The sequence below is a fragment of the Streptomyces sp. NPDC002884 genome (genome assembly GCF_040295245.1).
Taxonomy (GTDB): domain Bacteria; phylum Actinomycetota; class Actinomycetes; order Streptomycetales; family Streptomycetaceae; genus Streptomyces.
In genome coordinates, this window is record NZ_JBEOVB010000033.1 from 38089 (window position 1) to 59923 (window position 21835).

19 protein-coding genes and 2 pseudogenes are annotated in these 21835 nt (G+C 67.7%); 7 read left to right on the forward strand and 14 right to left on the reverse strand.

The genetic code is table 11. The features are described 5' to 3' along the window. Positions 1 to 64: 64 nt before the first annotated feature. Entirely contained in the window at positions 65 to 406 is a 342-nt protein-coding gene (locus ABT070_RS37970) for a hypothetical protein (protein ID WP_351767471.1), read from the reverse strand. Positions 407 to 678: 272 nt separating this feature from the next. Here ABT070_RS37970 and ABT070_RS37975 point away from each other — a divergent pair, with 272 nt between their 5' ends. Further along, positions 679 to 1026, forward strand: coding sequence for a hypothetical protein (locus ABT070_RS37975; RefSeq protein ID WP_351767472.1), 348 nt, complete (start codon positions 679 to 681; stop codon positions 1024 to 1026). A 195-nt stretch (positions 1027 to 1221) separates the two neighbouring features. On the opposite strand, the gene ABT070_RS37980 is transcribed toward ABT070_RS37975, so the two are convergent. From ABT070_RS37980 to ABT070_RS38005, 4 genes and pseudogenes are all read right to left on the reverse strand, one after another. After that, on the reverse strand, positions 1222 to 1521 hold the full coding sequence (locus ABT070_RS37980; protein WP_351767473.1) for a hypothetical protein: 300 nt from the start codon (positions 1519 to 1521) through the stop codon (positions 1222 to 1224). Positions 1522 to 2094: 573 nt separating this feature from the next. After that, positions 2095 to 2340, reverse strand: a complete 246-nt coding sequence (locus tag ABT070_RS37990) for a hypothetical protein (RefSeq protein WP_351767474.1) — start codon at positions 2338 to 2340, stop codon at positions 2095 to 2097. A gap of 1289 nt (positions 2341 to 3629) precedes the next feature. Next, positions 3630 to 4505 (reverse strand): annotated as a pseudogene (locus tag ABT070_RS46315) (IS701 family transposase); the annotation flags it as partial. A gap of 641 nt (positions 4506 to 5146) precedes the next feature. Then, positions 5147 to 5917 (reverse strand): DUF2637 domain-containing protein, encoded by a 771-nt coding sequence (locus ABT070_RS38005; RefSeq protein ID WP_351767475.1) that lies wholly within the window; start codon positions 5915 to 5917, stop codon positions 5147 to 5149. A gap of 568 nt (positions 5918 to 6485) precedes the next feature. Here ABT070_RS38005 and ABT070_RS38010 point away from each other — a divergent pair. Further along, positions 6486 to 6887 carry a hypothetical protein gene (locus tag ABT070_RS38010; protein ID WP_351767476.1) on the forward strand — a complete coding sequence of 134 codons (402 nt, stop codon included), beginning with the start codon at positions 6486 to 6488 and terminating at the stop codon, positions 6885 to 6887. A 19-nt stretch (positions 6888 to 6906) separates the two neighbouring features. Here the strand turns inward: ABT070_RS38010 and ABT070_RS38015 are convergent, their stop codons facing one another. Then, positions 6907 to 7368 (reverse strand): transposase, encoded by a 462-nt coding sequence (locus ABT070_RS38015; protein WP_351767477.1) that lies wholly within the window; start codon positions 7366 to 7368, stop codon positions 6907 to 6909. Positions 7369 to 8249: 881 nt separating this feature from the next. Here ABT070_RS38015 and ABT070_RS38020 point away from each other — a divergent pair. Next, positions 8250 to 8456 (forward strand): DUF6417 family protein, encoded by a 207-nt coding sequence (locus ABT070_RS38020; RefSeq protein ID WP_351767478.1) that lies wholly within the window; start codon positions 8250 to 8252, stop codon positions 8454 to 8456. Between the two features lie 211 nt (positions 8457 to 8667). Here the strand turns inward: ABT070_RS38020 and ABT070_RS38025 are convergent, their stop codons facing one another. Next, complete coding sequence (locus tag ABT070_RS38025; RefSeq protein WP_351767479.1) at positions 8668 to 8907, reverse strand: hypothetical protein; 240 nt, start codon at positions 8905 to 8907, stop codon at positions 8668 to 8670. 161 nt (positions 8908 to 9068) lie between these two features. After that, positions 9069 to 9398, reverse strand: a pseudogene (locus tag ABT070_RS38030) (transposase); the annotation flags it as partial. Here ABT070_RS38030 and ABT070_RS38035 point away from each other — a divergent pair. Further along, the gene (locus ABT070_RS38035; RefSeq protein ID WP_351767522.1) at positions 9331 to 9492 is read left to right on the forward strand and encodes a hypothetical protein; all 162 of its coding nucleotides are present in this window, start codon (positions 9331 to 9333) and stop codon (positions 9490 to 9492) included. The pseudogene ABT070_RS38030 and the gene ABT070_RS38035 sit on opposite strands and share 68 nt — an antisense overlap. A 59-nt stretch (positions 9493 to 9551) precedes the next feature. Here ABT070_RS38035 and ABT070_RS38040 read toward each other — a convergent pair whose 3' ends face one another. From ABT070_RS38040 to ABT070_RS38060, 5 genes are all read right to left on the reverse strand, one after another. Beyond that, positions 9552 to 10808, reverse strand: coding sequence for a wax ester/triacylglycerol synthase domain-containing protein (locus ABT070_RS38040; protein ID WP_351767480.1), 1257 nt, complete (start codon positions 10806 to 10808; stop codon positions 9552 to 9554). A gap of 224 nt (positions 10809 to 11032) precedes the next feature. Next, entirely contained in the window at positions 11033 to 13216 is a 2184-nt protein-coding gene (locus ABT070_RS38045) for a geranylgeranyl reductase family protein (RefSeq protein WP_351767481.1), read from the reverse strand. Between the two features lie 2 nt (positions 13217 to 13218). Continuing rightward, positions 13219 to 14121, reverse strand: coding sequence for a polyprenyl synthetase family protein (locus ABT070_RS38050; protein ID WP_351767482.1), 903 nt, complete (start codon positions 14119 to 14121; stop codon positions 13219 to 13221). Between the two features lie 52 nt (positions 14122 to 14173). Further along, the gene (locus ABT070_RS38055; RefSeq protein WP_351767483.1) at positions 14174 to 14626 is read right to left on the reverse strand and encodes a hypothetical protein; all 453 of its coding nucleotides are present in this window, start codon (positions 14624 to 14626) and stop codon (positions 14174 to 14176) included. A gap of 49 nt (positions 14627 to 14675) precedes the next feature. Continuing rightward, complete coding sequence (locus ABT070_RS38060) at positions 14676 to 16097, reverse strand: S8 family serine peptidase (RefSeq protein WP_351767484.1); 1422 nt, start codon at positions 16095 to 16097, stop codon at positions 14676 to 14678. 659 nt (positions 16098 to 16756) lie between these two features. Between ABT070_RS38060 and ABT070_RS38065 the strand changes: the two genes are divergently transcribed. Then, positions 16757 to 17182 carry a hypothetical protein gene (locus tag ABT070_RS38065; protein ID WP_351767485.1) on the forward strand — a complete coding sequence of 142 codons (426 nt, stop codon included), beginning with the start codon at positions 16757 to 16759 and terminating at the stop codon, positions 17180 to 17182. Here the strand turns inward: ABT070_RS38065 and ABT070_RS38070 are convergent. Further along, positions 17158 to 17610 carry a hypothetical protein gene (locus ABT070_RS38070; protein WP_351767486.1) on the reverse strand — a complete coding sequence of 151 codons (453 nt, stop codon included), beginning with the start codon at positions 17608 to 17610 and terminating at the stop codon, positions 17158 to 17160. The genes ABT070_RS38065 and ABT070_RS38070 overlap by 25 nt on opposite strands. Positions 17611 to 18296: 686 nt before the next feature. Here ABT070_RS38070 and ABT070_RS38075 point away from each other — a divergent pair. Together ABT070_RS38075 and ABT070_RS38080 are read left to right on the forward strand one after the other, a co-directional pair. Beyond that, a complete protein-coding gene (locus tag ABT070_RS38075) occupies positions 18297 to 19892 on the forward strand; it encodes a hypothetical protein (protein ID WP_351767487.1) in 1596 nt (531 codons plus the stop codon). A gap of 23 nt (positions 19893 to 19915) precedes the next feature. Further along, complete coding sequence (locus ABT070_RS38080) at positions 19916 to 20839, forward strand: hypothetical protein (RefSeq protein WP_351767488.1); 924 nt, start codon at positions 19916 to 19918, stop codon at positions 20837 to 20839. Positions 20840 to 21835: the final 996 nt, after the last annotated feature.

A 21835-nucleotide genomic window follows, 5' to 3' on the forward strand; every position in this document is an offset into this window, starting at 1 on the left:
GCCGCTCGGAAAATGAAATGGCTGGTCCGGGAATCACTTCCGAACCAGCCATTTCCGTGAGCGCTCAAATGCCGATGTGCGGCTTCTTGAACCCTTCAGGCAGCTTGGCCGTGTTGGAGCACTCCACAACCGCCCCCTCTTTGACAGGTTCGCTGCCCAGCAGTTGATCCTGCTGCGTGACCACGTTCGGTCGGTCTGTTGTCGTGCATTGCTGGTCCTGCTTGATAACGTGCGTGCCGTCCTCGTCGATGTACGTCTCGCCCTTCTGAACGCACATGACGCCCTCCTGCACGGTGGGGCAGTCACCTGACTTTCCCTCAGCAATTGCATGTGTAGCGCCGAGGCAGATGGCAGCGAGGCTTCCGACGAATGCGGCGGCGGCCGCAGTCTTCTGCGAAAAGAGCATGTGTTGCATTCCTTTGTAGTGAAGGATCGGACAGTCCCTTGTTGACCGGCGTCACCTGAGCCGAGATGGTCAAGCAAATGAATCTTTGCCCGCTGGCGGGATGCCTGTAGCCCGGACGCGAACTCAGCGTCCGGGCTACCTGCACTACGGGGTATCACTGAGCGCACCGCGCATAAATCGAGCCGTACGTAACCCCGACGCTGAGTGAGACCCCTGCGGGCCTCTACTTTTAGCTCTGCTCTTAGCCGCTACCGCTTGGGCGCGGAGCCTTCGTGCTCCTGTGCCTGGGCGGGCTGCTCAGGCGCCTGAGCCGGCTGCTCCTGTGCCTGGGCGGGCTGCTCAGGCGCCTGAGCCGGCTGCTCCTGTGCCTGAGCCGGCTGCTCCTGTGCCTGAGCGCGCTGCTCCTGTGCCTGAGCGGGCTGCTCCTGCGGCTGGAAGTAGTAGCCGCCCCCGACGGCCACAGCGTTGGCAGACGAGCTGGCAACGGCCGTGACCGGTACAGGCGCGCCGCCGTCACCGTCGGCGAAGCTGATGCCAGCACCGAGGGCGGACAGCCCCGCAACTGCCGCTACTACGACCGCGGCGCGCTGAAACTTACGCATAGCATGACCCTTTCCTGACCCAGGCATACCGCCCGGATTGACCACTCAAGGTGATCGTAAGCGCACCATGTGTAATCATTCGGGATTTGCGCCCCTTATGTCGCGCCGGTGCCTTTGCGCGCCGTAGAGCGTCAATGAGGCCGTAGCGCGAGGGTTCAGTCATCGCGCACCTCGGGGGAAGAGGCCGGGCAGTTTCCGCTTCCCGTCGGTCGTTTAGGGTGTTCCGGACGCGGCAGGCGAACAGGTCACCTTGGGGCCGAGTTGTGTCGTGCCGTTGCCCATAGCGGCGGGCAGCGTTACGGACTGCACAGGCAGGCAGGTCTCCTGATGAGGAATGGCGCCGCCCTCAGGGCTCTTGCCTTCGATGTGCTGCACACAGATGACGTCCCCTTGGGGGGTCCGAGTGCAACTTCCCTGGTCTGCCGCGACGTGCGCATGCGCCATGCCGGTGGACGCCACGGCGAGCCCGCCGATGAGCCCCGAGAGGGCTGTGATCTTCTTCTTGCTGAACATTGCGATGCGTGTCCTTAATGCGGGCGCCCGGGCGCCCACTCCCTCACGATCGACCGCGCCGCGGGCGTGGTCTGCGACACTGAGCCATTTCCAACTTCCCGCGTCGGCTGGGAAGTTGGCCTGACAGGCAAATGACGCCCCTAGCGGAGGGGTTTTCGACCAAGGGAACCGTCTCCACCAGAGGCTCGCGTGCTTGCCCACCCATTCCGGCATCGACATGTCCGCTCTGCCCTCCGCTTCTCGCCGCGGCTGGCATCACCTTTCTGGGCGGATAAGGGCTAGCACGACAGCCCATCTCCCCTACCGTGGCGGGATAACCCCTCCGCAGGTCGGCAGGCCGTCAACTGCGAGGTCCGGGCACTGTTCGAACAGGCCATAGCCACCCTGATGTCCTGGCGGCTTCTCGGCAAGCTCCGCCGCTCGACGGCCCGGATCACCGGCCTCGTCCAAGCAGCCCGCGCTCCCAATCAGGTCGGCCCGGAATGAGATCAAGGCAGTCGGCCGGCATTCGATCCCTTCGGGCTAGCCCGAAGGGATTACGTACCAACCGTCCCGACGTTGACGCCGCTTACCTCAGCCAGTGAAGGCCTTGTTGTACTGGCCGCAGGTGGTGTCCAGAGTCTGACCGAGACCGAGCACTCCGATCGGGATGTCGTTTTCCGACACCGTCTGCGGGCTGCACTCCTGGTAGGGGCGGTAAACGTCCTGTACCCGCGGCCCGTTGTCATGGGTGTCGGCCACAGCCGTTCCGGCACCGACGGCGGACAGGCCACCGGCCGCCACTGCTGCTGCGATCACGACCTGCTGAAACTTACGCATGGAACCCTCGGTTCTCCATTGCTTACACATGATGGCTAGTTGCCTAGCGTGACTGAATAAACACTAGCAGTAGCTTCCAGTGGCGGGCACACGGAGGTCATACGTGTCCTGGGGAGGAGCCGGACCCGGCGTGGACGCCAACTGGCACTAAAGGACGGCGCTTTGCCGTTCGGCATACGGCAGGGGCGCACAGCAGGCGAAGGTTCGGCACCGCACTCTGTCGCGTCAACCCGTATGACTGGCCAGAGAGTTACTTCAAGACCATGAGCTGGCTCGGCGTGGCCACTCATCGGGTGACGGGGGCGGTGTGCGTAAGGTACGACGCTCCTGTGCCGCTCATTACGCCGGTGCAACAGATGCTCCTATTTTCCGTCAAGCGTCCCGAGTGAGGGTGCGATCGGCGCTGTCAGCGCAGGTGAGCCTTGAAGACTTCACGGACTATGAAGCGTTTGAGGCTGCGGCGGATGTCTCTCCTGTGTAGGCCCGGTGCGGCGGGCGACGTATTCGTGTGCTCGGGGGCCCCGCCGTATGCGGACGACGGCGTGCGGTGGAGAGCGGTGTTGGCGGACCGATTCTCTCCACGGTTGAGCCGGTGGCGGTCCCTGCGTCCAAAGAGACGGGGAGGGGAGTGGCGCCGCACAGATGGGCGAAGGCTGCCTCGGAGCGCAGGCGTCGGACTGTCGCCGACAGCAGCGAGGAGCCGGGCGGCCGTCTCGAGGTCGACTTCATAAAGTGGTCATCAGGCACGGGGCGGCCACTGCGACAAGCATGCTCAACTCGGAGTCATATTCGCTGAATTTACGATCCCGTGCCTGACAACGGCGGCGAGGTGCCGCAAGGTGAAATTGGAGGTTCTGGCCAGGTCTGTGCTGAGGCGCAGTCGGGCGCAGGTAACGATGAGGTCGCTGGTCGTCAGGTCGCACACGCCTGCTAAAAGTGACCTTGACGCACAATCATTGACCGCGACAAGAGTCTGCTGCCAATTGTCGACCACGATGTCTTCCGCATCGCCGACGCGCTGCGAGGCTCCCCGCACATCCCTTTCGTCGCCGACGCCGAACCCGGCCACGAAACGGCCTGGTTCACCGACGCACGCGATGTCGACTACTCCCTGTCCCTGATTGCGGTGTAACCGCGCGAAGACGACCGTCAGGTACGAACCTGACCAGGCCCTACTAGCGCCCGGCAGGCCGCGCCACGGTCCGCGTTCACGTTCAGGTGGACCAGGAGCCGGTCCAGGTGGCGATGAATGTCCGCATTTTTCGGACTTCCTGGTAGAGGCTGAGACCTGCACCATGCTTTTGGTCTCGTGCCAGTCGTTGCAGTGCGCAGAAGACATGGGTGGCGGAGACAACGGCGACGTGGGGATGCCAGCCGTTCCAAATGCGGCCTTCGAAGTGGGCCAGGCTCAGGGCCTGTTTTCATCTCGCGGTAGTCGTGCCCGATGCGCCAGCGCAGCTTGCCCGGCCGCACGAAAGTGACTAGCGGCATTCCGGAGGGCCGGTTCGCCAGCCAGAACTGCACCGACTCGGGCTCGGTGGCGGGCCACTTGGCCAGCAGCCAGCACTCGGAGAGTTCCGCAGTGTCGCCGGTCTTGCGGACGTCGCGTCCGGCGGGCCGCACGCGCAGAGCGACGAACCTCGAAACCATGGGTGTCAAGCCACTGATCCCCTTGTCCGGCTGGGAGTCTTCCGGCAGGACACCGGTCTTGCGACCGTTCCCCCGGCCGCGATGATCAGGTCTTTCATAGTCTGTGCAGGCTCGGGATACTGCGTGCTCGGTGGCCGGCCGGTGCTCGGGTAGGCGGGCTGGACGGTCCAGGCGCCAGCTGGATGAGCAGTGTGGCGGGAGGAAATACGCACCGCGTAGGGCAGGTTGCGTTCTTCCAGGCCGTGGCGGAAGGTGGCGGCATCGCCATATCCGGGATTCGCGACGGCCAGGGGAATGCCGATGCCCCTACGACCAGGTCTCGTCGATCATGTCCAGCGACAGCTGCCACTTCTCACATACCCACCCGGCCAGGGATGCCGCAGCGGGTGCGGCGGGCAACTTCGTCCGGGTCCGCCTCCCGGGAGACCGGATCCCGAGGACGCGGGCAGGAACAGCCGCCAGTTCACCGCGGCCGAGGCATGATCCCGGGCCACGCACAGCGACACGCCGACCTCATCCGCACGACGGTCTCCTGCCGCACCTGGCCGCAGATGATTTCGGCGGCCACCGACTCGAGCTGCTTCAACTCCTCTCGCCCGTCAACGTCCTGGCGGGCGGTGTGCCGCTGCGCCCGCATCGGCCTGTCCGACATACCGAGCACAACCGCCGCCCGCAGGTTGGCCTGACGGTTGAGACACGGTCCGCTTGGTGACGTCATGAGCAGCACCCCCAGAGGTTTGCGCTTGATCGGCGCGGCAAGCGGCAAGCTGCGCGTCATTCGCAGCCAACTCCAGCCAGATGATCCACCGCGGCTCACAGGCGTTCGTCCTTGATTGCACGCGGATCTCCCGTACCTGGACGCGCGACGTCCCGGGCTATAGCTACTGCGCCGACGTCTCCGACATCTCCGGCGCTCTAGTGCATGGCGGTGTGGAGGACCGGCGCGGGGTGCGCGTTGGCGCCGACCCGACGTCATCGGCCCGCGGTCGGAATCAGATGAAGTGAGACGCGGCACGGCCTGAGACAGGGGAAGGGGAGCGCGCTTGCCGCGTCTGCTCCGCTACCGCGACGGCCCCGGCCGGGCGCAACACCAGTATCCGCACAGCGCACGGCTGAATTGCCGGGTTCATCGTCTTGCGACTGGAGGTCGGTCCGGCTACTGCCTGTGGCGGCGCGTGGCCTGTCGTGGTGGCAGGGTCAGTGTGATCTGCCGGACGAGTTGCTGGAAGCATGCGAGGGACGCGAAGGCGGGCAGGGCAGCTCCAGAGATTCCGGTGAGGGTCTTGTCTGCCTGTGCGACGCACAGCATTATCGCGACGGAGGAGAAGAGCAGAACGATGAACCACGAGTGCACGGCTCGGCGTTGATGCAGGGCAGTGCGCAGAATGGAGAGAGAGGCCACCATCCAGGGGCCGTACACGAGAAGGGGCCACGACGGGACCATGCCGACACCCGTTCCGGACGTGATGTTCTGCAGCGGCCTGTAGGCCACCACGCCACTGAAGACGCTGACCATCGCCACGATGACGGCGACGAGTGCGAGGATGAGGAAGCTGCCGGTCTGCAACCACTTGCGCCGGGTTTTTCGGACGTGCATCTTGCGATGCCCGGCAGAAGAACGTTGGGTGGGCGGCAGCTGGGCGGCGATCTGAGCCAGGCTCTCCATAGGGTCGGTGAAGTCGACGCCGGATGGGGGGTCGCTGCGAAGTGGCGGCACCCTGGCCGGCTGCTCCGCCGGAACAGCTTCCTGCATGAGGTAGGCAAGTTCCTCGACCGGGTCCCAGCCCGCGTCGGGTGTACTCAGCGGAACCCCTGCGCGGATGCTGTCGGCCGGCTCTCCGTTCCAGCCAGTTCCCGTCCCATAGGAGTACGCGTCGGAGTACCACTCATGCTGCACAAACGAAGGATTCACATAGTCATGATTCATGGAAGGGTCGCCGTCACGCACTGTTCGCGTGGCGGCCAAAGTTATCCTGGTCGTTCCACCGAGAATTGACCTCCTCCTGCATGGCCTGCAGCAGTCCGAGGAAATCGCGTAGGAGCGGCTCGGTAATCCGATGTTCGGCCCACGCGCCGTCCCCGACGCCGGTGCCCTGTACCGCGAGCGCCGAGTATGTCGCACCAGACGGCCAAGCGTATTTCCCCACTGTCAGATCAGGCGTCGCAGGCAGATTATCCGTCCTCGCGTTGCGCCGAGGCAGGCCCTGGGACGTTTCTTTCGTCATATCCCGCTAACGCCGCTCTCCCGCCTCCAGATGTGCGGCAAATGAGTGACCCTGGTACAGGTGGGCTTTTATTGATCAAGTCCTACGTATTCTACTCTGCACTTTATGGGCCGAGCGGGTTTTCCTCGGATACGCCAGTGCGGTAAATAAGATTCGCCGCCGGTAGAAAGCCACGATCATGCGACCCAGTCTCAGTAGTCGTGTCGTGGTGGAGCGTGGGAGCGTGGCCCTGGATCGTGGGCGATGACCTGTGTGGGGATGAGGGGTTGGATGAGCGTGGTGTGGGCGGCGACGTCGCCGGAATCTGGATTGTTCCGTCCGGTTGAGAGACGTTCAGAGGTGAAGGATCTGTCGGATCGCTTCAACGACCTGCGTTCCCGTGGCCAGGGGTACGTCGAGGTTCGCTCGCCGAACAGGGGGTTTCCGGTGCTGATCCTGGCCTTCCGAGATGATCACGCGGTCGTCCATCTGATGAGTGACACCGAGCGGATGTCTTTGCTCGTAGGAGACGGCACCGTGCCCTCGGGTGCCGAGGTCGAAGTGCCGATCATGGACGACCTCGCCGCGTTCACGGGCGACTTTGTCCTGGATATCGATCGGGCGTGGGACCTGGTGCACGACTTCACCCAGACGCGGGCGGCCGGTCCTCTGGGTGAATGGCGTGAGTTGTAGCCGAAAGCCCGTGACACGATCATGATCGGTGCTTCTTCAGTCGTCTCCAGCAGATAAGGCCGCAGGCCAATGAGATGAAGGCGTCGTGGAGTTCGGTTCGGCGTTCCCAGCGGACGGCGAGGCGCTTGAACTGGTGGAGCAGGGCGAAGGTCTGCTCGACGGCATAGCGGAGTTTGCCCAGGCCCTTGATGTTCGGGGCGCCCTTGCGGGGGATGACCGGCAGGATCCGGCGCTTGCGCAGCTCCTCGCGGTGGGAGTTGGAGGTGCAGCCCTTGTTGCCGAGCAGCGCATCGGGGCGACCTGCGACGGGCGGGATGCCGTCGACGAGGGCGAGGGTCTGGGTGACGTCGTTGACGTTGGCCACGGTGGTGATGACCTTGAGCGGGGTGCCGTGTCCGTCGCAGAGAAGATGGTGTTTGCTGCCCGCCTTCCGCCGGTCGACCGGCGACGGACCGGTGTCGGCTCCCCTGATCACTCTCATGATGTACGGGATCGAGAAGACGGCCGACGAGTGCTGTGCCGGGTCCGCACCAAAACGGTGTACAGGAACCGGCTGCTCGACGCCCAGCCCGTCGCCAAGTGTGGGTGGGGGCACTGCAGCACCACGCCCCTGAGTTCGCCGTACCTCGGCCGGGACCCTATGCGTCAGCCGCGGCTGACGTCGTTCCGCCCTGCGGGTGGTTTGCCGCCATGCGGTCACAGGTGCGCCGCAGTCCGCTCGGAGACTGGGCGGGCGGCGCGCTGCTGCCGGGGCGAAGGGGACTCATGACCGACAACAGGCTTTTGGTCGCGGTACGGGAGCATCCACGGGACGAGGGTGCGGGCGCCGGACAGTTGGTGCGTATCCGTGAGGCGATCGAGGCGCGGGGGTTCGACGTCCGATGGGCGGTCGACGCCGCCGACGCGGAGGCGGTGCTGCGGACGGAAGCGGGGACTGACCGCCGCGCTGGTCGGCTGGGAGCTGCCGGACCGAGGGGGCGCCGAGAGTGAACCCGGTGGCGCCAGGGTGCTGCGTTCCATCGGCCGGCGCTTCCGGGACCTGCCGTCAGGCCCGTACTTGCGGGATTTGCGCTGACAGGCGGCGCAAGAGCCGACGTGGCCGCCCGGGTAGGCGAGAGCGGAGGGGCGGGTTCTGAGATGAGCGCGAGGGAGCGGGATGCATGGGCGGTGTCCCTCGCCGCACGGAGCAGGGCCTTTAGGCAAGATCGTTCGGCTGAAAACCCTGCAGAGCCCTTCGGCGCGTAGGCGACCGCCCTTCACGACCACGCCTTTTCGTCTGCGGCCCGGCCGGCTCTCCCGCCGGTTGGGGCCGCAGATGCTTCCCGCCGTGACCTGACGAGGGCCGCTGACGTTGACCCGATCATGGACGGTTACCAGCATCTTGACCTCGATGAGATCGACTTCGCGCCCATGGAGCACGACGCCGAGCGGCTGTTCCTGTTGACACTGAACGAGACGTATGACCTGCTCAGAGTGCTGCGCACGGCGGCGGAGGTAGGCGGTGCGGTCGCGGGGGAGGCGGACCGTCTGGCGCGCGAGATCGGAGCCCGCATCCCGCCAGAGGACTGATCACACGACCTTTGAAGGCGGCCGGAGGGAGGTCAGGGGCGGGTGCTGAGTTAGCGCGCGTGCGGGCCCCACTGGTTCAGGCAGGGGGTGCCGCGCACCACTGGCACAGGGGGCTGCCGGTGCTCGTACTTATGGGTTTTGCGCTGGCCGGCGGCGCAGGGGCCAGCCTGGCTGGCCAGGCAGGTGAGGGCTGACGGGTCTGGTTCCGAGATCAGTTCCGGGGAAGCGGGGTGCATCGGCAGTGCTCTCCAGCGGCGTGCGGCTGGGCGCCGGGGCCGTCGAATAGGTCGGTGACGTTCAGGCGGGTGTAGGGCTGGCAGTGGCCGCAGGCCGTTGGCGAGTAGGCGTCGGGCTTCGTCGCGGCCGACGGTGCGTCGGCGCTTGCCTGCATGTGGCAGTCGCCGGTGTGGACCCGGGCGGGTGGTCGGCCGGTGCCGATGCCGAGTTCCACCGTCCATTGCGGCGGCTCAGGGCGGCGGCGGCGTCGCTCGGTCTCCGTATGCCACTGCTACGCGGCGGCGATCTTCGCATCGATACGGGCCAGCCACAATGTGTGCCACACCCGCATTCTGCGGAATCAGATACGTCAACCAGAGAGTGGCCAAGGAGGCCTGTGATTTCCATGTCGATGCCGAGGGCGGCGGCTTGCTCGACGAGGTGCTGGCGGTAACCGCCGTCGACCCACATCTTGCGGACGCGGGGATGTTCGGCGGCGACCTGGTCCAGGAGCCGGGTGCCGGCGACGGAGTCCTGCATGCTCGCCGCGGTGACCAGCACAGCGAGGAGAAGGCCGATCGTGTCGGTGACGATGCTCCGCTTCCGTCCGACGATCTTCTTCCCGGCATCGATGCCCTGGCCTGAGGCAAGCACGCCGGTGGAGGTCTTCACGCTCTGCGCGTCGATGGCGCAGGCCGACGCTTCGGCCTCCCGTCCTTTGGCCTCGGTCGAAGCCACCGGCTGGCGGTCGCGCCGGCGCGAGGAGGCCGTCACACTCTTCGAGCACTTGCCGCCGTGGAGCGTCGAACGGGCGCTGTGATCACACCCCGGCCCTGCAGGTGCCGCTGGCGCGGCGGCTCCGGGGCCGGCGGCGGCCGCTCACCGGCTGCCAGCAGGGTCCTCCAGGGCCTGCCGCCACCGTGCGGGCAGGCTCTCGGCGTCGGGAAGTGCTTCGTCGATGCGGAAGCACACACTCGCCTCGCCTGCGTAGACGAGCATGACAACCGCCAGGGGCGCGCCCGGCGGGCAGCACATGACGGGATCGATGCGGTTCACCACCGCGTCGCCGTAGCGAAGTCGCTTGCGCATCACCAGGCAGGAAGCGGCGAGCGTGAACCGACCCCGGGCGGTGGTCAGCCGCACGAGGCGCTTCAGAAGCCAGGCAGGCAGACGGGTGAGGGCCGCACGGAGCACGGCCCGGTGTTCGGGCGACTTCAAAGCCTCGGTAGCTGTGCGGGTATGGGCAAGTCGCCGGGCGAGGGACATGTCACCGCCCGGAAGATCGACGCGGGTCAGGAAGAGGCGATTGCCGGGGACCGCGACTTCGTCGGCCGTGCGCAGGTTGACCGGGATCATGACCGGGAGGGGGGCCTCGGCGACGCGTGGCCACGCGGTGCTCGCCCACCCCGCGATCGCATGGCCCAAGGCGGCGAGGTAGACGTCATTGATGCTCGCATCACCGGCACGCGCCGCCGCCTTGAGCCACGCCACAGGCACCCGGACCCACAGAGTCCGGCGGCGGCTCGACAGGGGCTTTGACGGTGAGCTCCACAGACGGTGCCTTCCGGCATGCCGCAGAAGGACCGTGCTACTCCGCATCACCTGCCACAGCGGGGGGCGCGGAGCGGCAGAAGCTGTCCGCAGCACCGTTGGCGACTGCTCGGCTGGCAGGCCCGGCCCGAAGAGAGCCTCCACGACCGCGACGGCGGTGGCGCCATCCTGGACGGCGTGATGGGTCAGGTAAAGCAGCGCGAACCCGTCGGGGACATGCCCGTGGAGCAGGACCAGGCGCCAGGCCGGGACAGCCGCGGGCCAGGGGTCGCGCACCAGGTCTCGCACCGCGGCCTTGAGGGCATCCGGGCCGCTGCCCACGCGACGCGCGCTGACGTGATGCGCTGGGTCGGGATCGGCGTGCACCCACTGAGCCTGTCGGCCGTCACCGTGCAGGATGTGCGCCGTGCAGGGAAGGCAGGACAAGCGCGCGGCCACGTACTCCTGAAGGTCCGGCAGCTCGGGAACGGCGCCGGTCACGTGCAGCACCATCCCGATGGTCGAGGCGGCATCCGGGTCCTCGGCGCGCCGCTCGACGTCGAGCAGGAAGAGATCGGCGGCGCGGGGAGCGAGAAACGTTCGCATACCTGTTGTCTCTGTCATCGTAGGAGGTCAAAAGCCGCGCCACCGACGACGGCGCCCATGTACGCCCCATCGGCCACCCGGGTGGTGTCGCACCGCAGCGGACCCGCGACCAGCCGATGGATGGTGCGAAGCGGTGGCGGATCTAGGACACGACCCGACCGGACCGTTCCCGCTCTAGCGCGCCATCGAGGACCCGGGCGAGGCGCCCACAGAGCCGGTCGTTGCTAGGGGTGCGGACGCCCCGCGAACGCCAGGGCCGGACAAGGTTGTTCCGGAACCTGTCGCCCGACCACATGGCCGACCAGCGCGAACAATGACGCCTGCGCAGGGCCTTCCGGCAGTCCCTCCAGCGCGTCGGCCGCCCGGCGGGCCTGCTCGCGTGCCAGCGCACGCGTCACGTCGAGCGCTCCGCTGTCACGGACGATCGCGACCGCTTCCTCGACATCGTCCGCCGCCAGGCGCCCACGACGAATCAGGCTCGTCAGCCTGCCGGGTCTGCGCCGCAGCGCGAGCAGTACGGGGTGGGCCAGCGTGCCTTCGCTCAGTGCGACGCCCACGGCGTTGTCCGTCGGGCGCGCGGCTCCTGTGATGATGCGGACGTCCTCGGTCAGTCGGAACGCGACGCCCAGCGCACGGCCGTAGCTCCCGAGTGCTCCGACATGTTCCGGGTGGGTTCCGGCGGCGACGGCACCGAGGCGGCACGGCAACTCGAATGTCGCCGCGGTCTGCGACTCCACCAGCGACAGGTGATCGTCCTCGGCCGTCCGTGCGTCGAATGCGTGCCGCCGCTCGCCCATCCGGCCGGTGCACACCTTCGTGACGGCGCGGGAGATGAGTGCGAGCGCCTCAGGACCGCCGTCGGTGGCCAGGTGCAACGCTTTCGACATCAGCAGATCGCTCACCAGGATGGCGAACCTGTTTCCCCAGTTGGAGTGATGTGTCGGCGTGTCCTCGACACCGAGTTGCGCGAGCGCCGCCAGGGCGCTGAGTTCGATCGCGGCGCCCAGTCTGATGCGGCGGCGTGCGCCGATGTCACCGAAATGGCTTGCCAGCAGCAGCAACAGCGCCGGCCGGAACGGGACGCCGGGATCTCCCCAGCTCGACATGGCCAGACGAGCCAGGAACGGCCACTCGTCGCGGACGGCGCTCGCCATGAGTTCACCCACGCCGAGCAGGTCGGTGCGTACGTCGACCCCGGGCGCCATCAGCCCGGCCACGTCGTCGATCGCGCGATGGGCCCGGAGCTCGCCCATGCCCTCGGGCAGCAGGAGCGCCCGGCGACACAGTGCGAACGGCACGCGCTCGCTGTCGAACGTACTCTCGAGGACCCGCCAGACGAACTGGTACCGGTGGGCCGACCGGCGGCCGGCCGTCAGCAACCCGGAGTACGAGTTCTCCAGCAGTAGGCCATGGTCCTCGAGGTCCGGACGCTCGGGATCGCGGGTCAAACCGCGGTCGATCACCTCGGCCGCGGTCCTACCGGACTCAAGGGCGTAGCTGATGCCCTCCCCCGTGAACGGGTTGACCAGCCCCGCCGCATCGCCGACGAGCAGGATGCCGTCGCCGACGCAGCGACCGGGAGCGAAGTCGAGGCGAAGCGGCGCTGTGGCCCACTCCCCGCGCAACCGGCCCTCGAACGCCTTCCGACTTGTGCCCAGCCGGGTGAGGAAGCTCTGCAGCACGTGCTCCGCGCGGCCCTCGTATCCGGGACGGAACAACGCGATGCCGATGTTGGCTTCCGACGAACACGTCGGATTGATCCAGCCGAACGACGGCAACAGGTCCCGTCCCGCCACGTCGTCGAGCGGCAGGAAGACCTCTTGCAGGTCCAACAGGCCGTCGAGGCCGGTCAGATAGCCGCGCACGCCGACGCCGAGGTCGGCTTCGGGCAGCAGGCCCACCGCACGCGCCAGCGGAGACCGTGCACCGTCGGCCGCGACAACCGCGGACGCCCGGACGTCGATGAGCCGGCCGTCGCGGCACACCCGCACCCCGACGACCCGTCCTCGCTCGACGATCGGGGCCGTGACCGTGGCCCCTTCCCAGAGTTCGGAGCCGACCGCCACGGCGCGGGCGCAGATCGCTTCGTCGAGCGCGCGGCGCGGCACCACGAGGCAGTGGCTGCTGGCGCCCGGATAGGCACCGTAGGCGAAATCGCGCCGCCCACGGCCGCGCATGTGGACCCTCAGACCCCGCACGCGTTCCGAAGGGGGGAGCAAGTCGAGGACACCCATCGCGGCGAGGACCTGGACCGCGCGCTGCGTCAGCGCATCACCGCACACCTTGTCCCGCGGGAAGCGCTGCGCCTCGAGCAGCAGGACCCGGCGGCCCTGGACCGCGAGGTGGTAGGCGGCCGAGCTACCTGCGGGCCCGGCGCCGACCACCAGCGCGTCGTAGTGGTTGCGCACGTTCATTCCATTCGGCTCGCGATACGTCGTGCCGTGACGGCGAGTGCGTCCCGGCCCGGGAATTCTGGTAGCTCGGTGAGCGCGGCGGCGGCGCCGTCGGCATACATGCGTGCGAGTTCGCGCGTCACGTCCACGGTGCCGGAGCGACGCACCAGCACCGCCGCTTCGGTCGCTTCGCGCGCGCTGAGGTTCTCGTGACGCAACAGTGCGGCCAGCCGCCCGCCCGGGGTCTGTCGCAGGGCGAGAAGAACCGAGTAGGAGAACACTCCGGCGCGCAGATCGGTACCCGTCGGCTTGCCGAGGTCGACCGAGTCGCCGACGAGATCGAGCAGGTCGTCGGTGAGCTGGAACGCGATGCCCAACTGCTGGCCGTAGCGGCAGAGAGCGTCGACGTGCCCGGGGTCGCAGCCAGCCAGCTCCGCACCGAGTCTGCACGGCAGCCCGAACAGCGTGGCCGTCTTCATGCGAATGATCTCGAGGTGCTCGTCGACGGCGAGCTCCACGTCGTAGACGTGCTCGGTTTCCCGGAGCTGACCGCTGCACAGCGTGAACGCCGCTTCCGTCACGGTGGACACGGCATCGGGCGGCAGATGCGCCAACTCGGCCATCGCGCAGGCGAGTACGTGCGTTCCCGTGGTGGCGGCATGTGCGTTGCCCCACTGGGAATTCACGCTCGGCGCTCCGCGTCTGGTCGCCGCGCCGTCCATCACGTCATCGTGGAGCAACGACCCCACGTGCATGAGTTCGATCGCGGCGGCGGCGCGCACGAGCAGTGCTTCGTCGGCCTTTCCGAGGCTCGCGGAGAGGAACAGCAACCGGGGGCGAAGCCTCTTGCCGCCGTGACGGATCAGCTCGCCGGCGATCCGTCCCAGACCCGCGTCCTGTGCGGTGACCGCCTCGTGCATGGCGTGGGCGAGCCGTCTGGCCCAGCCGTCGTCGACCGAAGGTGGCAAGGCCTCAGAGGAATTCATCGCGCAACTCGTCGAGCTGCGTGCGCATTCTCGCCGACGCGAAGGCCAGTTCGGCGAATCTGATGAAGAAGCCGTAGCCGTTGTGCAGATCGCCCGCCGGAGCCCGCACGATGACGTCTCCCCGGAAGTAGGCCTGAAGCGGGGTCAGGACACCGCTCGCGATCGCCTGCGCCGCCTCCAGATAGACGGCGCCGTGCATCATCTCGTCCGGTCCGAGCCCTGGCTCGATCACGACGTCTCCGCCTCCGACACGGACGTTGATCCGGCCGAGTCCCAGCACGGCCAGGTTGGCCCTACGGCCGTCGAACTCGCTGACTACCTGCTGGAACTCGGCCGGGTTGTCGGTCCGGAAGGTCATCACCCCGCGTTTCACGTGGGTTGCCAGGGCCTTGTCATTCGGAGTGACGCTTGCGGCTCGGGGCGCGAAGTCGTCGGACATGGAACGTCTCTCCTCGTCGAAGGTTTCCGACCTGCGATGTGCCGCTCCGTCACGGCGGCGACGGTGTGGCGTTGACCGCCGCGAGTGCGTTGATCCTGCCGTACCAGAAGGGGCCGATGAGTCCCGGCGTGGTCGTCACGATGAGTTTCCTGACCTCGCCGGGAGTCAGGGTGTCGTTCTTGTCCAGGATGAGCGCGGCGAGACCCGCGACATGCGGGGCCGCCATGCTGGTGCCGGATTTGTTGATGAAGCCCGGTGCGACGACGTCGGCCGGCTTTCCGGTTCCCGCCGCCTGCGCGGAGGCGATTTCGACACCCGGTGCTGCGACGTCCGGCTTAGGCCTGCCGTCCGGCGTCTGGCCGTGGCTGGAGAAGCCCGCGACCAAGTCGTTGTTGGCGGTGGCACCGACGGTGATGACCTTGTGCGCGTTACCGGGGCAGCAGATTCTGGAATAGGGGCTCCCCCACCAGAACTCGGGGCCTTCGTTTCCGGCGGAGGCCACGACCACCACACCGAGGCTCACCAGACCGTCGGCTCCGGTGCACACGACGCAGGTGCCGGCGGGGCAGACCCACGCGCCGTCATGGTGTCGGTACCCCCAGCTGTTGCTGGCGACCTCGGCGCCGGTGGTTGCCACGGCGATCAACCCCTCGACCGCCCATTCCGGCTTCGCCCTGCCTTCGCCGTTCATGATGCGGATGTCGACAATGGTCGCTCCCGGGGCGATGCCTCGAAATGTCGCATTCTGGCTCGCGATGATCCCCGCGCAATGCGTGCCATGGCCCCTGTCGTCGCGCTTCACCGCCGTACCGGTCATGTCCTGCTGCGGGCCGACGACGCCCGCGAGCGCGGGATGGGCGGCGTCGACGCCGGTGTCGACGACCGCTACGGAGACGCTCGCGCCCGTGATGCCGCCGGGCAGGAGATCCGCCTTGATATGTGACCGACTGAAATCAAGCGCCTCGACGTCACGCAGCTTGTTGCTGGTGACACTGCTGACATCGTCTCGCGCCGCCACCGTCAGCACCTCGGAGGACGTCAGCTCGGCGAGCACGCTGTGGGTCAGCCAGAACTCCTTCTGGACATCGATGCCCCTGCGTTCCAGGTCCGCCCGAATGCCCCGCAGGAAAACCTCCGCCTCAGCTTGACGCGCCTCGATCGCCCGGGCCCGTCCGGACCTCGGAACAGCGGTGCCGCGCGCGGCAGCCTGGCCCGACACCAGGTTGATCAGTACCTCGTGCACTGGCTCCTCGGCCGGGAGAGGCGCACCCGTCCAGGTCGCGAGCTTGCGTTCCTCGCGTTCGGCGAGAATTGTGTTGACGATCCACGGATCAAGCTTGGGTACCGCGATCGGGCTCTCCGCCGTCAGCTCTTGCAGCTGCTTTCGGCGTCTGTTCTGTACGTACCAGTCGATCTGATCACGGCTGCGTTCGGCTGCGGACCGACCGTCGCTCCCCGTCGGCGAGGACATCACGGCTCCTCTCCACGCTGCAGCCACGGTCTCCGCCTGCTGCGGCGAACCCAGCAGTACCTGCCGGACCTCCAGTCAGCCCGGGCCCGTGAGAAGCGACGGTATCGAGATACGGGCTGCGACCGTGTAACCGAGCCGGAACTCGCTGATTTGTCGCCCGCCCGCCGCAACGGGTGTGTCGACCATCGCGGCGCCTCGGCGGCCGAACGCCCGGCACCGGCCCCTCTCTGCGGTGCGGCTGCTTGCGCCGGGGCTCGGCCCGCCGGGGACCACACATCGCCCCGCTCCCGATACCCCGTGCGCTGCCGGCCGTACTCGGCGCGCGCGGACCCCGGCAGACGCCGCCAGGAGGTTGCCCTCGGCCGACACCGCGACAAGCCCCTCCGTTCCCCTCGGTGTCGAAGCGTTCACCGATACCTCCTGGCAAGGCACTTCCGCCGAGCACCGACACAAGCCCGCGCCGCGCCCTCTAGCTGCTCGACAGATACTGACCAGGGGCCGGTAGAGGCTGCGCCAGTCGCAGCCCGGCCAATGGCGTCACCGCGGTCATGGCGACAGCGTCGTGATCCCGCCGCATCACTCGGCTGTGCAAAAGGCACACCCCCGCGCGGTGGTGCCGTCACCCGGGTGTGTGTCGGAAGTGCGGAGATGAGCGTGGCATGGACAGCGACGGCACTGGGGACGGTACTTCCGCCGCTGAGAGGGATTTGGACCTCAGAGAGCCAGCAGATCGCTTCAGTGAGCTGCGGCTGCGCTCCCGTGGACGGGGGTACCTCGAGATCCGACTGCCGGGCAGTGAGTTCCCCCGGTCGGCCCTGGGCTTTCAAAGTGATCAAGCGGCCGTTCATCCGTTTGGTGATGCCGAGAGGTCGTTGCTGCCCGTCGAAGGCGGCGCCGCTGCGGCAGACAGCGTGGTCGACCTCCCGCTCATCGACGGCCAGGACGAGACCATCACCGAGCTGGAGATGATCGTCGGGTTCGACGACGGCCTGGCGAGGGAAGCGCCCCGGGGCGAGAACCGGCGCCCTAGGGCCGATGCTGCGCCTAACCGGTACTCCTGTCAGGCCAGCCCCACCCAGGTGTAGATGGCCGTTGCAAGGCAGGTCGCGAGGCTCACATGCACCACCCAGCGCCCAAGGTCGAGGCCCAGGAAACGTCGAGAGGGCGGATTGCTTTCGCGTTCGCGCTGGTACAGGCGTAGCGCCTGGACACCAGTGGCGTCAGCTAGACGTGCCTCAAGTTCGGCGACGGCGTCAGCCGCCAGCGCTGCCGACGCTCTGACGCGAGTGGCCTCACGGTCAGCTGCAACCAGACCGACCGCAGCCAGGATGCCTATCGCGCCCCCCAAGCTGTACAGCTTTGCCTGCAGCACGGCACCATAGCCTGCGCCCAGAATCGCCAGCCACAGAGTGACAACTTGAAGCAACGCCACCGTGCGGCTACGGCGGTTCTCATACCAACGCCATGCATGGTCCAAGGCGATGGCCAGCGTTTCGCGCTCCCCCTCGCTCACAGGTTCACCTTCGCAGAGTCGCGAGTGCTCGTCCACGGTGCACGGCGCCGGAGGCGGTACAGGACATTGCTTCGATGTTTCGGGACGGGCCAGCACTGTCAACGTCCCGACGAGAGCCGGGTAAGTGCCCGTCGGTACGTCGGGCTGGAAGAGCCGGGGTGGTCGCTGTCGGCAGGGCCATCGGGACCGTGCCCGGACTTCACGGAGACCGGGCACTCGACATCAGGATCTCCCGTCTAGCTCGTACAGGTTACATGAATGGGCTAAATCATGGGCTAAATCTTGCTAGATTGGACGAGGCCCTGTCCGGCAAGCGGCCGTCCTCCCAGGCAACCCTGCTCGAGTGCGCCCGTGTGTGGGCACCAGACGTATGCGGCCACAGCATCGACTCCGGGCGCCACGTGACCGAAGAGGCGTCAGGAGCGCTCGCGTCCGCCCTTGCGGGCATCTTCGTCGGACGGTGTGAGCAAGAAACCTCTGGGTCGTCTCCCGCAGAACAGCGTGGGGAAGTGTTCGGCGCGCGAGCTCTCCCTGGCGGGCCGCAGGGCGAAGCGGAGCGCCTACGGCCCGCTGGGGCTCACTCTCGGTAATATGCCGGGCAAATGGGCGGAAACCACCCTCACGACCCGACTGTCGACCCGTCAGACGGGGACGCCGGTACCAGCGCTCGTGTCTCCCGTACATGGGTGGTGGTCGCAGGTATCAGTCTGGCGCTGGCGGCATCGCTCGCCCTGGCAAGCGCGCTCGGCGCGCGTCCGGGGCGTGTGGCGACCTTCGTCGGTGTGCTTGTCGGGGTGAGTGGTTTTCTGGGGTCGGTCAGTCAGTTGCTGCGGGACAAGTTCGTCGGAGTCCCCCGATGGAAGCGTGTTGCGTTCGCCGGCGGGATCGCGGGGATCTTCGTCGGTACCTTCGTCGCCCTCCTCAGTTTCCAGGCGCCGCCGCCCCCACCGCACCGGCTCACCGGCCCCCGGGATGTGGCGGTGGTCGGCTTCAAAGGTAACGGCCCCGGGCAGAACCAGCGGGTACTGGACGACGTCTCCGCGACCTTCGCCCATGATCTGAGCAAGGTCCTCAAGGATACGACCGTGCGCGACTACGCGACGGAGTACTCCCTTCCGCTCGCCGAACTCCTGCACCGCGACCATCACGGCCTGGAGAAACGGACGAGGAAGTTCGTCGACCAGTCCAACGCGGCGATCCTGCTCGGCGGAATCGTCACGTCTGGCGACGCCGGGCAGACTCTGGTGCGTCCGGCCGTCTACGTGCGCGCGGACCAGGTGGTGGACGCGCCGGAGCTCGCCGGGTGGTACACCGGCGATCCGCTCCCCATGGACGCGGGATGGCAGTCCGCGTACAGCCGCAGGGCAATGGTGTCGGAACTGGTCCAACGGGCTCGGGGCCTGGCCGAGTTCACCTACGCGTTGGACGCCTGGCGGCAGGGGAACGCGACACAGGCCGACCATGCACTCGCCCGGCTGCTGCCGGGCGGCGGCGGCCCGACGTCCGAGAGCGGAACCGGATTCGTCACCCCCGACCTCGTCCATCTCTTCCGGGGCCACACGCTGGAGGACGTCGCCGTGACAGACCCGCAGAACATCCGCCGCTCCGCACTCGACGCCGCCCGAGCCGAGTACCTGGCCATCTCAGACTCGTCCCCGATCCGGCTGCGTGGGCAGATCAGCCTGGCCTACAACACCTACCTGCGGGCGCTGGGACGGCATCCCAGCTGCGCCGCGGGCACCGTGAGGGCGGCGGAGCTCGCCAAGGCCTCCGCGGCTTTCCGGCGACTGGCGGACGATCCCGCCTTCACGCGGCTGGGCCGGCTCAAGGCCTCGGTCGACCTGGCCCAGGTGGAGAACTGCCGCGTCAGCGCCGGTCTCGTAGCCGATGACGGCACGATCGACCGCGCCCTGAAGCGGGTGCGCGACGCCCGGCGCACCGAGGGCGTCAAGGAACTCGTGGCGTTCGCAGCGTCCGTCGCCGCCCAGCACGAGGCGATGCACGAGCGATACGACGCAGCGATCTCCGACCTCAGGCAGGCACTCGCGCTGGAAGCGCGCTTCGCCGTGCGCGCCCTGTGGGAGGCGCAGTTGGCCGTCCTGGCACTCGCCCAGTGCGACTTCGCCACAGCCGCCGCCGCTCACCAGGAGTCCCTGCGCCAGCTGAACAGTGCCATCACCACCGGCACCGCGCCCCAGCAGCGCTACGACACATACCGGACGGACTACGAACACCAGCTGTCCAAGGCCCACGCGACGTGCGGAGCGGGGAGCAGCGGGTGAACCGAAGAAGGGAACACTACGCGATGAGACGTCGACAACTGGCAGGGTGGCTCGTGCTGCTGTGCATGGCCGCCGCGACAGGATGCGGCTCGGACAGTGGGGACACCGCCCGGACTGCGGACACGGCAACGGCCCGGTCCGCGAGCGCGGCCACAGACCAGGCCATCGGCGCGCGCCCCACCAAGAAGAAGAAAAAGAAGAAGTCCGTGGTGCTGGCCGGACAGCTCGTGCTGCACCCGGGAGGCGGCGGCAGAGGTCCCGACTGCATCTCCGACCTGGCGCAGCTGCCGTCCTCGTTCGCCACCTCGCCAGCGGTCTGGCTGAGCGGAATGAACGGCCCCGACAACGTTCCGCTCGCGTTCCCCGTCGCGCTCTGTGTGCACGGATTCGCGATGGACCAGCCGGTCACCGTGACCGTCACAGTCGGTACCCGCAGCTACCGCACAACGGTGACACCCGCCTCCGACAAGCCCCCTGTCGGCCAGTTCGAACCCCCGGAGACGCTCTTCACCGGACGTCAGCTGCAGGTGTTCGAGGCGGGCGCGGGCCTGCTGGAGAGCAATGTGTGGGACTTCGTACCGCCTTCCCCCGCCCGCGACGCCATCGTCACGGCCGGCGCAGTCACCACCAGCGCCGTACAGGCGGGAACGAACACCTCGTACCAACAAGAGGTCACCGTGGCCGAAACTCCCGGACAGGGCTGGATCCGCGGCCAGAGGCACCAGCTGGTCATCTACGGCTTCCAGCAGGACCAGGAGGTTCCGGTCGGGCTCTACCACAGGACGAGCCAAGCCCAGCCCTTCAAACTGATGCGCCAGATCGGCGCGGTGACGATGCCCCGCTCGCGCATCGCCGTGTTCCCCCTCCCCGCGACCGTCACCGCCACAGGAGATCAGTACTGCGTGACAGCGCCACTGGAGACGCTGCGCAGCTGCCCCGCTCCCTGAACCGCTCCTCAGGTAAGGCCGGGCGACAGTTCCGTGGGCGGGATGACGCGTCGATGCCGACCAGCTGCCGATACCGCCGGGACGGAGCCCGCCCTGGAGGCGCTTCTTGTGCACCGGTCGAACGGCGGGGGCTGCGTCCGCGTGGCGCTCGTGGCACGGTGCGCCAACGCACGCCATGGCACAGGTATGGCTTTCCCAGAAGCCTGCGGCCCTCGACGAGCCGCAGGCTTCTGGTCTCCACCGCGACTCACTAGTTCGGGCATTGGCGGCCAGCAGCCCGAAGCACGGACTCTTCCCACATCTCGCTCGAGTGTCGTTGAGGGAGATCAGGAACGGCTACGGCAACCTGACCGTCGACCAGTTGGGGATCGCGACGCGCCCCAGGCCCGTGGGCCCTGACCTGGAGTCGGTGTGCCTCCTCTGCCTGTCGCCCCACTCCGGCGACCGCCCATGCTTGCTCATCTCGCCGGAGAATGATGTTTGCCGCCTAGTGAGTGAGTGGTTGCCGCCACTGTCTACGTCGAGACTTTTCTCCGCCCGGGCTGGCTACCAGAGCTTGAGCGGATCGTGCAGCCGGAGGACTGAAATTCTGGCGTAGTGCAGTTGATGACAAGAGCGCGCATGGAAAGGTCGTGCACGTACGCGGGCAGCAGCCGCCCGCGTACTTTCGCCCTCGACTGGCAGGCGGCAAGGCCCGGACACGGCCACGGTGGCGGCCGTCCGCCCGGCACACGCGACGCCTTGCCGCGCGCGGAGATCCTCCGCGCACCGCCGCCCTGCTCGACGGGCAGAGCACCATCACGGCGGCCGGGTTGAGCCGACAAGCCGGGATCCACCAGACCAGCGCACACCGCGCGCTGAGCGACCTGCGAGCCGCGCACGTCGCAGCCCTCCTCAAGGAGAGCCGGCCGCGAGCGCCGAGGACGTCGCCGCGCGTCTGGGGTACCCGATCCGTACGGCCCGGCCCGCCCTCGCAGCCGCCCGCGCCACCCTCCA